Source organism: Halomonas sp. ISL-56 (genome assembly GCF_018612805.1).
Lineage (GTDB): Bacteria > Pseudomonadota > Gammaproteobacteria > Pseudomonadales > Halomonadaceae > Vreelandella.
In genome coordinates, this window is the sequence record NZ_JAGGRO010000011.1 from 1 (window position 1) to 11,929 (window position 11,929).

The following is an 11,929-nucleotide window of genomic DNA, read 5'->3' on the forward strand; positions in this document are numbered from 1 at the left end:
AACTTTTGGGGTGCAGTTCACCTGTCAGCGGGCTTTTTTGTTTCTAACGCATTTAGCGATAACTCATCTAAAGCTAACTGCTAACTCAGGGTTTCACGATTCAAAAACAGCGTTAACGCGCGAGTCAGATACTCGACATCTTTCGTGCCCGCCGTCTCCCGAATCGAATGCATGGCCCACTGGGGTACGCCGACATCAATGGTAGGTACCCCCAACTCGGTGGCAGTAATTGGGCCAATCGTACTGCCGCAGCCCATATCCGCCCGAGTAACAAACGACTGCACAGGTACGTCCGCCTCGCGACATACATCGCGAAACAGCGCGCCGGTGACACTATTGGTGGCGTAGCGCTGGCTCGAATTCACCTTGATGACCGGGCCACCATTAATCGCCGGGCCGTGGTGTTCATCGTGCTTATCGCGGAAATTAGGGTGTAGCGCGTGGGCGTTATCGCAAGAGATCATCAACGACGATTGAATCAGTTGAATCAGCGATTCTTCACTTCCCTTTTCACTCTTTTTTCCCTCTCCCCCGACGTGGGCATTAATGCGCTTTAACACATCAGCCAAGAAAGGGCCTTGGGCACCACTGGCACTGGCACTACCGACTTCCTCATGATCGTTAGCTACCAGCAAAGCGCCTTGACGACCATCGCAAGCCAAAAGCGCTTCTAAACCCATAAAGCAGGAAAGTAGGTTATCCAATCGGGCACTCGCCACTAGCTCTTGCTTAACACCGACCAGCGATGGCGGCTGAACATCGTAAAACCCTAATTCAAAATCAACCACTTCTACAGCTCGCAGGCCGTGCTGCTCTTCAAGCCATTGCGCCACCAGCTCGCCTAGCGTAGCCGTGTCGCTTTGCATCAACACGGGCGCCATTTGCGTCTGAGGATTAATCGGACGACCACTATTCACGTCACGATCAAGATGTATCGCCAGGCTGGGCACCATGGCAATCGCACGGTCGACATTGAGCAACACGCTTTCTAAGCGGCCATCGGCATGGCGCACATGCACCCGCCCTGCCAACCCAAGATCACGGTCAAACCATGGCGCCAATAAAACACCGCCGTATACCTGCACACCTAACTGCAGCCAGCCGGCCGAGAATTGTGTGGCATTAGGCTTTAGATGCAGTCCCGGGCTATCAGTATGCGCGCCGATCATGCGCAGCGCGGCCAACCCAGACTCAGGCAGTTGAAAAGCAATAATTGCCGAATCGTTACGGGTTACGTAGTAACGCTTGCCCGGTGTAAGCTGCCAATTGGCCTTTTCTTCCAGCCGCTGAAAACCGGCTTGCTCCAATCGCACGCCCATATTGCTTGCGGCGTGCCAAGGGGTCGGTGATTGGCGCAGAAAATCGCATAGACGCGTTAAACGATCAGCGTTGAAAGTCTCGGACATGGAAATCCTCATAACAGTAATGATTGAGTCTCATAGCGCAGGCGACCTGCTACAATACCCCCTCGACCTACGCAACTCATGGGTCTTATGCGGGTCTAGGGAAGAATGAGTGTACACAAATCCGGGAGAGCTTGACTGATGAGCTTGTTTGCAACGCTTTCGCGTTCGGTCGCCCTGGCTGTCATGCTGGTTGTTACCAGCCCAGCTGCCTTCGCGCAACTTGAGCCGACCAACGAACAACGCCAGGCGGCAGTGGAAATTGCGGACTCGCTCCGCTACGGCCACTATGCTGATATTACTTTTGATGAAGCGTGGTCGCAGGACGCTTTCCAACGCTACTTGGATATTCTTGACGGCCAGCGCGCCTACCTCTTGCGCAGCGACATCGAGCCCTATCGCCACTTAGAGACAGGCATGGCAGACGCCCTTTTTAATGGCGATCTAGAGGATGCATTTGGCCTCTACAACACCTTCAGCGAGAGGCAGCGGGCGCGCCTTGAGTCACTGCTTGCGCAGCTTGACGAAGGCCTTGATTTCGATTTTGATAGCAACGAGCGCCTAGAAATTGACCGTGAAGAGGCGCCTTGGGCATCCCGGCAAAGTGAACTCGACGAGTTATGGCGCAAGCGGCTCAAAAACGACGCTTTAACACTTGCCTTGACCGATCAGGATGACGAGCAGATTGAAACAAATCTGCGCCAGCGCTATGAAGGCCAACTGACGCGTTTGGAACAAACCGAACCTGAGGATGTGTTTGGCGTACTGATGGCGGCCGTCACTAGCAGCATCGACCCACACACCGGTTATCTCTCCCCCCGCCAGGGCGAATCGTTTGATATCCAAATGAGCCTCTCCCTTGAAGGCATTGGCGCCCTGCTTCAATCGGACGGCGAGTACGTAAAAGTCTCCAGTTTAGTACCCGGTGGCCCAGCAGAACGCGCCGGCGTATTGGAACCCGCTGATCGAATCATCGCCGTAGGCCAGGAAGAAGGCGAGATGGTCAATGTGGTTGGCATGCGCCTGGATAACGTGGTGGATCTGATTCGCGGCCCCAAAGGCTCTATTGTTCGCCTGGATGTGGTACCTGCCCAAGCGGTTGATATGACCCGTTCGCAAACCGTTCAGATCACCCGTGATACCGTCAGCCTTGAAGATCAAGCCGCCCACGGCGAAGTGATTGAAGTGCAGCGAGACGGCGAACCACACCGCCTAGGGGTGATTAATATCCCTACTTTCTATGTCGACTTTGACGCCTGGCAAGCGGGTGAGGAGGAGTATCGCAGCACCACGCGTGATGTCGCCAAAGAAGTTGAACGTCTGAAAGAAGAGGGCGTGGAAGGTATCGTGCTTGACCTGCGCAACAACGGCGGCGGCGCGCTGCAGGAAGCCAATTCGCTTATTGGCCTGTTTATTGACCGCGGCCCCACCGTACAAGTCCGCGATGCCCAGGGGCGTATTCAGCTCTATGGCGACAGTGAAGCAGGAACGCTCTATGACGGCCCCCTAGGCGTGCTGGTAAATCGCCTCTCCGCCTCCGCTTCAGAAATCTTTGCGGGTGCGATTCAAGACTACGGTCGCGGCCTCGTTCTGGGTACGTCAACCTTCGGTAAAGGCACCGTGCAGACGCTTAACGAATTGAGCCATGGGCAGATTAAGCTAACCCGCGCCAAGTTCTATCGCATCTCTGGCGATAGCACCCAGAACCGTGGCGTTGAGCCAGATATCGACTTCCCCAGCCTGATTGACCCCGAGCGTATCGGTGAAAGCAGTCTGGATAATGCGCTAGCCTGGGATACCGTTCAGAACGTGCAGTATCGTCGCTATGGCGAACCTGAAACCATGCTGGACAAGCTGATAGCTCAGCATAATGCACGGGCCGAAAACAACGCGAACTTCCGCTATTTAGAGCGCCAGTCCACGCTGGCCCGACAGTTACGTGAGCAGCACACCAGCGTGAGCTTAAATCGCGAGCAGCGTAAACGCGAAATGGAAGCCCAGGAAGCCGAACAGCTCTCGCTGGAAAACCAACGCCGCCGTGCGCTAGGTTTAGAGGAACTGGATGAGTGGATGGATGCTCGAATGGACGAAGTTGCCGATACCGAAGAGACCGATAGCACTGAGGATGAGGCTCTGGCCGTTGATCGTGCCTATGTACTCGAATCTGCTGAAATCCTACTCGATTACACCCACCTGCAAGAGTCTCGGCGACTAGCCGCAAAGCGTTAATGGCTTTCTGTTAAACGCTAAGCTGACTGCTAAACACTACGCTGAGTTCAAAAACGCCGCCCCTTTCACAAGGGGCGGCGTTTTGGTTTTAACAGAGCGCCGCCAGGCGGTCAGGCCGATCGCCCATTTTGGTTAAGCGCTTAGTGAGCGCTGCCAACTGAACGGCACTACCCTGACTACCCGCGTGAATAATCTCAAGTGCCCAGGCAGGTAACTTTGGAGCGAGCCGGTAATAGACCCACTGACCTTCGCGCTGATCACTCAGCAGCCCGCATTGACGCAACTGAGCCAAATGACGCGATACTTTAGGCTGCGACTCCTGCAACGCATGGGTCATTTCGCATACGCAGAGCTCTTGCTCTTGGGCAACCAAGAGCACCAGCATCAAACGGGTCTCATCGCTTAAACATTTAAATACTTGCAGCGCCTTGGGCGCGTTGACGTTGCCCACCATAAACTTCCCAAACCAATGGATGATACGTGTAGTTTACGTCACTGGAGAGACTAACGTTAAGCACCAAGCAAAATAGCTTGCAACTCAAATTAGCTCGCAAAATAGAAGAACCGTCAGCGTATAGCTAACTGGCAGTATAAAGAAAGATGGGGGTGCAATGAGGAAGATACAAAAAAAGGGGGGACAAACTGATTGGCTCCTCGAGCAGGACTCGAACCTGCGACCCAATGATTAACAGTCATTTGCTCTACCAACTGAGCTATCGAGGAACAATATTTTATCTACTACATGGTGCTGTCTACAAAGTACTGTCTACAAAGTACTTTCTGCAAAGTACTATCTACAAATTGCACTCTTCCACGAACTACCTAAAACGGCGTACAGGAAAAAGCAGCTCAAATAAAGACCAGCAGCACAACTTGGCTCCTCGAGCAGGACTCGAACCTGCGACCCAATGATTAACAGTCATTTGCTCTACCAACTGAGCTATCGAGGAACATTGTGATGTTTAGAGCGAAGCCAACCTGATGATCAATATCAGCAAGTAATTGGCTCCTCGAGCAGGACTCGAACCTGCGACCCAATGATTAACAGTCATTTGCTCTACCAACTGAGCTATCGAGGAACTGCCTAAACACGGTGCGTAGTATACCCATAGAATCCTGAGGGTCAAGTATCGATTATGGATGAATGCTAGCCGCTGGTTTCTTCAATCCGTATAATGTGCCTACTCATGATAGCGGTTTGGCCTAGTAACCTGCTGGCCGCACGACAACACTCCATTCATCCTCGTCCCCCGACGACTCATAGATGACAGGTACCGATGGCGAAGAAGCTCTTCATCAAAACGCACGGCTGCCAAATGAACGAGTACGACTCCTCTCGCATGGCGGATCTGCTCGGCGAATCTCACCAGCTCGAACTCACTGATAATGAGCGTGAAGCCGATGTCATTCTGTTAAACACCTGCTCGATTCGCGAAAAAGCGCAGGAGAAAGTTTTTCATCAGCTGGGACGCTGGAAAAAACTCAAAGATGCCAACCCTAACTTAGTGATTGGCGTTGGTGGCTGCGTAGCAAGCCAGGAAGGCGAAGCGATTCGCAAGCGTGCCCCTCACGTGGACATGGTGTTCGGGCCGCAAACCCTGCACCGCGTACCGTCGATGCTGGATGCCCGTGGCAATAACCAGATTGCCGCGGTAGATGTGACGTTTCCTGAAATCGAGAAGTTTGATCACCTGCCCAAGCCTACTTCCGACGGTGCAACGGCGTTTTTGTCGATCATGGAAGGCTGCTCAAAGTATTGCACCTTCTGCGTGGTGCCCTACACCCGCGGTGAAGAGGTCTCGCGCCCCTTTGAGGCGGTGATGGATGAAGTCATCCACCTCTCCGACCAGGGCGTGCGCGAAATCAACCTGCTAGGCCAGAACGTGAATGCCTATCGCGGTGAGAACCAGCTTGGCGATGAAATCGATCTTGCTGAGCTGATTGCCTGTGTGGCGGCGGTTGATGGTATTGACCGCATACGCTTTACCACCTCGCACCCGGTAGAATTTACCGACAGCCTGGTCGACGCCTTCGCCGATATTCCCGAGTTGGTCAGTCACCTGCACCTGCCGGTTCAGTCGGGCTCAGACCGGATCCTCAACGCCATGAAGCGTGGCCATACGGCGGCAGAGTATGTCGAGAAGATGGAGCGTATCCGCGCCAATCGCCCGGACATCAGCTTCTCTTCTGATTTCATCATCGGCTTCCCTGGCGAAACAGAAGAAGATTTTGAGGCGACGATGAACTTGATTCATCAGATCGGTTTCGATCATTCGTTTAGCTTCGTTTACTCTGCGCGCCCCGGCACCCCGGCCTCTGGCCTCCCGGATGAAACCCCGGAAAGCGTCAAAAAGCAGCGCTTGGCAATATTACAAGAGCGGATTATTCAACAAACCGCGCAAATTAGCCGTCGCATGGTAGGTAGCACGCAGCGTGTGCTGGTCAACGGCTTTTCGCCACGCGACCCCGGCCAGCTCTCAGGGCGCACCGAGAATAACCGGGTAGTCAACTTCCGCGCCGCCAACCCCACTGAGCTGATCGGCTACTTTGTCGATGTGGAAATCACTGAAGCATTCCCCAATTCTCTGCGCGGTGAGCTTGCCTCGCCCGAGCGCTATTAATCGTTCTCTTAGCACAGCTAACTAACACAGGTAATTGCCCCGACACCACTCGGGGCAGTAAGCTGAACGATACACACACTAACGAGGGGTTCCCCACTCTTGAGCCAGCCAACACCTCAGGCCAATCGCATCATCACCTTAAGCCTTGAACCCAATGATCCGCAGCGCCTTGCTAGCCTTTGCGGCCAGCAGGACGAGCATTTGAAGCTGATTGAAAGCCGCCTAGATGTGACGCTGCGCAACCGGGGCAATGTGTTTCAACTGGCGGGCCCCGCCAACCGTATTAAGGCAGCGGCGAACGTGTTGGAGCACCTCTATCGCGAAACAGCGGCGAGCGAGCTTGAGGCTGATACCGTGCACCTATTCCTGCAAGAGTCCGGGCTTGAAGCGCTGGAAGAGGAAGAAGACGGCAGCGGCAGCGGCAGCAGCGATGAAGTGATCATGCGTACACCACGTACCATGATCAAACCACGCGGGCTTAACCAGCAACGCTACGTTTCAAGTATCCGCGAGCACGATATCAACTTCGGTATTGGGCCTGCGGGCACGGGTAAAACCTACCTTGCCGTTGCCGCCGCGGTCGAAGCACTCAACCAACAGGAAGTCCGCCGCATCCTGCTCGTGCGCCCGGCGGTTGAAGCAGGTGAAAAGCTGGGTTTCCTGCCCGGCGATCTGGCTCAGAAAATCGACCCCTACCTGCGTCCTCTTTACGACGCCTTGTATGAAATGATCGGTTTTGAGCAGGTAGCCAAATTGATTGAGCGCCAGGTAATTGAGATCGCCCCACTGGCTTATATGCGCGGCCGTACGCTCAATAACTCCTATATCATTTTAGATGAGAGCCAGAACACCACCCCGGAGCAGATGAAAATGTTCCTAACCCGGATTGGCTTTGGCTCCACCGCGGTGATTACCGGCGACGTGACCCAGGTCGACCTGCCCAAAGGCCAGCGTTCAGGGCTGATTCAAGTGCTCGACGTACTGAAAGATACTCAAGGCATCGGTGTTACCCACTTTGCCGCCAAGGATGTGGTACGTCACCCGCTGGTTCAGCGCATTATCGAAGCCTACGATATGTTTGAATCCCAGCAGGAAGTGGAAGAGCGCGCCCGCCGCGAGGTACGCCAGCAAGAGCGCGACGCACGTATGCAGGCACGTGAAGGCGCCTGGGATAGCTCGCGATGAGCGTATCTTTGAACGATGCCCCTGTGAACCAGGCTACCGAGGTCATCGTTGATCGCCAGGCAGCGATTGACGAACCACTGCTACCCAGCCTAAAACAGCTCACCCACTGGGTGGGCTGTGTGTTTGCCCACCACCCTGACGATCAGCGTCTTGAAGTGACGATTCGCTTTGTGGATGAGGGTGAAAGCCAAACGCTCAACCGAGATTATCGCGGCAAAGATAGCACGACCAACGTACTATCATTCCCCTTTGAAGGCCCACCGGGAGTTGATTTGCCGTTACTTGGCGATCTGGTGATTTGTCACGCCGTAGTAGCCAAAGAAGCCAGCGAGCAAAATAAGCCCATTGAGCATCACTACGCCCATATGGTCGTGCATGGCATCCTGCATTTAATGGGCTACGATCATATTGACGATGAAGAAGCCGAAGAGATGGAGCAGTTCGAGCGTGAGCTGTTGGCCGAACTGAGCATCCCCGACCCCTACTCTGACGACACTCACACACCTATGGGTGACGACGTCTAAGCACCTACAACTTTATTATTTGCTAGCGGGTGCGTTAAATCAGATAACAATGAATCTGGTACTATCCCCCGCTTCAGTGATAAAACAGCTACTTGTCTGCCCGCAAACGAGAGAATTGACGCATGAGCGAAGACCGATCGAGCAACCCTAATCAAAAATCCTGGCTCGAGAAACTCTTTGGCGCCCTTTCCGGAGATAATGACGAACCAAGCTCGCGAGATGAGCTGATGACGTTTTTACGCCATACCGCAGGGAAATTAAAGCTGGATCAAGACGCCATCATGATCATCGAAGGCGCGCTAGAAATCAGCGACCAGCAAGTTCGTGAAGTACTCATCCCCCGCTCCCAGGTATCGGCCATTGCCCTGGATCAAACCACCGATGGTTACCTACCGTTGATTCAGGAAACCGGCCACTCTCGCTACCCGGTTATTGGCGAAAACCTGGATGATATTAAAGGTATTCTGCTGGTCAAAGACCTGCTACCACTGCTCTCGCAAACCCAGGCCCAGCGTGACGCCTTCAAGCTTGATGACATTTTGCGCCCGGCGATGTTTATCCCCGAATCTAAACGGCTTAACAGCCTGCTCAAAGAGTTTCGTGACACCCATAATCATATGGCGGTCGTGGTGGATGAATACGGCGGTACCGCTGGTATTATTACCATTGAAGATATTCTTGAACAGATCGTCGGCGATATCGAAGATGAGCATGATACCGATGAAGAGGACGATATCCGCGAGATTGAAAATGGCCGCTTTGCCATTCGCGCACTAACCCCTATCGAAGACTTCAATGAACGCTTTGATACCGAGTTCTCTGACGAAGAGTTTGATACCGTTGGCGGCCTGGTAATGCAGCAGTTCGGCCATCTCCCTCGGCGCGGTGAACACACCGTGCTTGGCGGCTGGCGGTTTATAATTCTCAATGCCGACACTCGGCGCATTCGTCTGCTCGAAGCCTACCGCGACACCCGCCGTGATGACGAAGAGGATGATGACCAGGAGAACAAGCCAGCCTAGTCACAAGCCGTCGCGCTGCTCACTACCCCACTCTCTCGTACTTTACCGACGATAGGTTATCGCTATGGGTTTACCCCCCGCGTTTTTGTCACAGCTGCTTGCCGCCCTGGTGGCGGGCGGCTTCACCACCCTAACGGCTTCCCCTTTTGAGCTTTGGTGGCTAGGCCCGGTGGCGATTGGTTTGCTGTATGTTGGCCTGCACACCTTAACTCCCGCCCAGGCGGCCCTAAAAGGCTGGTTATACGGTGTGGCACTGTTCGCCAGCGGCACTTCCTGGGTGTATGTCTCTATCCATGACTATGGCTATACCGGCGTACCGCTGGCGGTATTTCTTACCGCGTTGTTCGTTACTGTTCTGGCGTTGTTTTTTGCCGGCACCTTCTGGCTATATCGGCGTTTCACCTCTGCCCAGCTGGCGTTTGTCAGTTTTGCCGGTGCCTGGGTACTGGGCGAGGTGCTGCGCACCTACCTGTTTACCGGCTTTCCCTGGCTGCTGCTGGGCTCAGGCTATGTCGACTCACCACTAGCCGCCTGGGCGCCCGTTGGCGGCGTCTACTTGCTTTCACTGCTGGTCGCGCTTAGCGGCGCGCTTGGCGCTGAGCTGTTGCTTCGCCGCCGATGGTGGGCGCTTGCTCCTCTCGCGGCTATTTGGTTAATCCCACTGGCATTGCCGCAGCAGTGGACCACGCCAGCCAGCGAACCCACCCGTGTCGCCTTGCTGCAGGGCAACTTGCCTCAGCTGTCGAAATGGACGCCAGAAGGCCAGCGTGAAGCCGCCAATACCTATAGCGAACTCACCCGGGAAGTCGCCGACCAGGTCGATCTGATCATCTGGCCAGAGACTGCCCTACCGATGATGGAGATCCAGGCCCGCCCGGTGTTAGAGCGGGTGCAAGCTAACCTGCCGCCTGACGTCGCCCTGCTCACCGGCATCGTTCAGCGCGACGAACAAGAACGCTATTTCAATAGTGTCATTGGCGTAGGCGACGTAGAAGGCAACTACCAGAAAGAGCACCTGGTGCCCTTTGGCGAGTACCTACCGCTGGAGAGCGTGCTACGTGGGGCCATTAATTTTTTCGATTTACCAATGTCGACGTTTACCAAAGGTGAAACAGAGCAAACGCCGATGCAGGCCGCCGGGATTTCTATTGGCAACGCGATCTGTTATGAGATTATTTACCCGCAGTTGGTCGCCCGCCGTGCCCAAGATAGCGGAGTCATCATGACGGTCTCTAACGACACCTGGTTTGGCGCTTCAATCGGCCCCCACCAGCATCTTCAAATGGCACGGCTGCGTGCGTTAGAAAACGGTCGCTATGTGGTGCGCGCTACCAGTAACGGTATTACTGCGATTATCGACCCTAATGGGCAAATTGTTGAACGCGCGCCGCAGTTTGAAACCACAACGCTTACCGGCGAGTTCTATGCGATGCAGGGCCTGACACCGTTCACCCGTTTGGGTAGTTGGCCTGCTTGGTTGCTGGCAGGACTGATGCTAATACCGGGCGTAGTGGCCACGCGAGGCACCCGCCAAGCGCGAAGCTGATAAAGCCGCGATTCTAGGAAGACAGTGCCTAGAATCGCGACGCCTAGGAAATCTGCCTAAAAAATGGCCCACGTCATAGGTAGGACGCGGGCCATTAATTTTACTCAATGCTCAACCAAACACGCCTGCCTTTACCAGGCAGGCTATTCGGCGATTTAAGCGGCGCTATTTTTCAGCGTCGCCATATCGATCACAAAGCGATAGCGAACGTCGCCTTTTTCCATCCGCTCAAAGCCCTCATTAATCTTATTGATATCGAGCATTTCAATATCGCAAGTAATGCCCTGATCGGCACACAATTGGAGCAGCTCTTCGGTTTCAGCAATGCCGCCAATCAACGAACCGGCAACCACACGACGCTTAAAGACCAGATTAAAGGCTTCAATAGCAGGCTCAATGGGCTCCAGTAGGCCAACAATAATATGCGTACCGTCATACTTAAGCGACGTTAAGTATGGGTTAAGGTCGTGCTGTACAGGCACGGTGTCGAGCATGAAGTCGAAGGTTTCCGCCACGGCATCCATCTGCGCCTGATCGCTGGAAACGACGACGTGATCAGCACCGTTACGCTTCGCTTCGTCAACTTTGGCGTCGGAGCGGGTGAAAACCGTTACCTCAGCGCCCAGTGCTTTCGCCAGTTTAACGCCCATATGGCCTAAGCCGCCCATACCAATCACACCGACTTTATGGCCTTTACCTACGCCGTGATGCTTAAGCGGTGAATAGGTCGTCACACCGGCACACAGAATCGGCGCTGCTGAGGCTAAATCGATGCCATCGGGCATTTGCAGCACAAAGTGCTCGCTCACCACGATAGAGTCAGAGTAGCCCCCCTGGGTCATGGTGCCATCTTGGCGGTCTTCGCTGCCGTAGGTCATGGTGAAACCTTCCAGACAGTACTGCTCTACGCCGTCTTTACAGGCCGCGCAGGTACGGCACGAATCCACCATGCAACCTACGCCCACCAAGTCACCGGCTTTAAAACGAGAGACTTTATCGCCAACGGCGGTCACCCGGCCGACTATTTCATGGCCGGGAACCACGGGATATTGGCTCATGCCCCAGTCATTGCGGGCAAAGTGCAGATCGCTGTGACAGACGCCGCAATAGAGAATTTCAATCGCTACGTCATCCGGACGTGGCTGACGACGATCAAACGTAAACGGTGCTAAGGGCTTATCGTTAGCAAATGCCGCATAGGATAATGCTTGGCTCATCGGTAGGGCTCCATATGTCTTCAAAACTAGACGTTAAAAGGCTGACTTAAAAATCAGCTTTCAATGTCAGCAATATTTCCCCGCGTGCGAGGCATGTCGACAGTATTGGCCTAATCCATGCGGATAGCGATGAACGAAGCTACGTCATTTTTGCCCATTACTCCGATACCACGTAATAAAAT

9 protein-coding genes and 3 tRNA genes are annotated in these 11,929 nt (G+C 54.1%); 6 read left to right on the forward strand and 6 right to left on the reverse strand.

Going from position 1 to position 11,929, the window contains the following annotated elements; genetic code table 11:
* Positions 1-80 precede the first annotated feature (80 nt).
* The gene (locus J7J49_RS07915) at positions 81-1,406 is read right to left on the reverse strand and encodes a M18 family aminopeptidase (RefSeq protein WP_215091615.1); all 1,326 of its coding nucleotides are present in this window, start codon (positions 1,404-1,406) and stop codon (positions 81-83) included.
* A gap of 138 nt (positions 1,407-1,544) precedes the next feature.
* On the opposite strand from J7J49_RS07915, the gene J7J49_RS07920 reads away from it, so the two are divergent.
* A complete protein-coding gene (locus J7J49_RS07920) occupies positions 1,545-3,632 on the forward strand; it encodes a carboxy terminal-processing peptidase (protein ID WP_215091617.1) in 2,088 nt (695 codons plus the stop codon).
* An 88-nt stretch (positions 3,633-3,720) separates the two neighbouring features.
* On the opposite strand, the gene J7J49_RS07925 is transcribed toward J7J49_RS07920, so the two are convergent.
* The 4 genes from J7J49_RS07925 to J7J49_RS07940 all read right to left on the reverse strand — a co-directional run bounded on the left by J7J49_RS07925 (position 3,721) and on the right by J7J49_RS07940 (position 4,711).
* The gene (locus J7J49_RS07925) at positions 3,721-4,086 is read right to left on the reverse strand and encodes a metalloregulator ArsR/SmtB family transcription factor (RefSeq protein WP_215091619.1); all 366 of its coding nucleotides are present in this window, start codon (positions 4,084-4,086) and stop codon (positions 3,721-3,723) included.
* Between the two features lie 193 nt (positions 4,087-4,279).
* Positions 4,280-4,355: transfer RNA gene (locus J7J49_RS07930), tRNA-Asn, on the reverse strand.
* 151 nt (positions 4,356-4,506) lie between these two features.
* Positions 4,507-4,582 (reverse strand) — tRNA-Asn (locus J7J49_RS07935).
* 53 nt (positions 4,583-4,635) lie between these two features.
* Positions 4,636-4,711: transfer RNA gene (locus J7J49_RS07940), tRNA-Asn, on the reverse strand.
* Positions 4,712-4,909: 198 nt separating this feature from the next.
* Between J7J49_RS07940 and miaB the strand changes: the two genes are divergently transcribed.
* The 5 genes from miaB (at position 4,910) to lnt (ending at position 10,530) form a co-directional block, all read left to right on the forward strand.
* Complete coding sequence (miaB, locus tag J7J49_RS07945) at positions 4,910-6,253, forward strand: tRNA (N6-isopentenyl adenosine(37)-C2)-methylthiotransferase MiaB (protein WP_064234816.1); 1,344 nt, start codon at positions 4,910-4,912, stop codon at positions 6,251-6,253.
* Between the two features lie 99 nt (positions 6,254-6,352).
* Positions 6,353-7,438, forward strand: coding sequence for a PhoH family protein (locus J7J49_RS07950; RefSeq protein ID WP_215091621.1), 1,086 nt, complete (start codon positions 6,353-6,355; stop codon positions 7,436-7,438).
* The gene (ybeY, locus tag J7J49_RS07955) at positions 7,435-7,962 is read left to right on the forward strand and encodes an rRNA maturation RNase YbeY (protein ID WP_215091624.1); all 528 of its coding nucleotides are present in this window, start codon (positions 7,435-7,437) and stop codon (positions 7,960-7,962) included. The genes J7J49_RS07950 and ybeY overlap by 4 nt, the downstream gene beginning before the upstream one ends.
* 122 nt (positions 7,963-8,084) lie before the next feature.
* Positions 8,085-8,984, forward strand: coding sequence for a CorC family transporter (locus tag J7J49_RS07960; protein WP_064234819.1), 900 nt, complete (start codon positions 8,085-8,087; stop codon positions 8,982-8,984).
* Between the two features lie 64 nt (positions 8,985-9,048).
* Positions 9,049-10,530 (forward strand): apolipoprotein N-acyltransferase, encoded by a 1,482-nt coding sequence (gene lnt / locus J7J49_RS07965; RefSeq protein ID WP_215091625.1) that lies wholly within the window; start codon positions 9,049-9,051, stop codon positions 10,528-10,530.
* Positions 10,531-10,685: 155 nt separating this feature from the next.
* On the opposite strand, the gene J7J49_RS07970 is transcribed toward lnt, so the two are convergent.
* A complete protein-coding gene (locus J7J49_RS07970) occupies positions 10,686-11,747 on the reverse strand; it encodes an NAD(P)-dependent alcohol dehydrogenase (protein WP_215091626.1) in 1,062 nt (353 codons plus the stop codon).
* Positions 11,748-11,929 lie beyond the last annotated feature (182 nt).

Excerpts from the sequence above, each read along its gene's own strand:
- J7J49_RS07915 (WP_215091615.1), bottom strand. The coding sequence starts at position 1,406 with ATGTCCGAGACTTTCAACGCTGATCGTTTAACGCGTCTATGCGATTTT.
- J7J49_RS07920 (WP_215091617.1), top strand. The coding sequence starts at position 1,545 with ATGAGCTTGTTTGCAACGCTTTCGCGTTCGGTCGCCCTGGCTGTCATG.
- J7J49_RS07925 (WP_215091619.1), bottom strand. The coding sequence starts at position 4,086 with ATGGTGGGCAACGTCAACGCGCCCAAGGCGCTGCAAGTATTTAAATGT.
- miaB (WP_064234816.1), top strand. The coding sequence starts at position 4,910 with ATGGCGAAGAAGCTCTTCATCAAAACGCACGGCTGCCAAATGAACGAG.
- ybeY (WP_215091624.1), top strand. The coding sequence starts at position 7,435 with ATGAGCGTATCTTTGAACGATGCCCCTGTGAACCAGGCTACCGAGGTC.
- J7J49_RS07960 (WP_064234819.1), top strand. The coding sequence starts at position 8,085 with ATGAGCGAAGACCGATCGAGCAACCCTAATCAAAAATCCTGGCTCGAG.
- lnt (WP_215091625.1), top strand. The coding sequence starts at position 9,049 with ATGGGTTTACCCCCCGCGTTTTTGTCACAGCTGCTTGCCGCCCTGGTG.
- J7J49_RS07970 (WP_215091626.1), bottom strand. The coding sequence starts at position 11,747 with ATGAGCCAAGCATTATCCTATGCGGCATTTGCTAACGATAAGCCCTTA.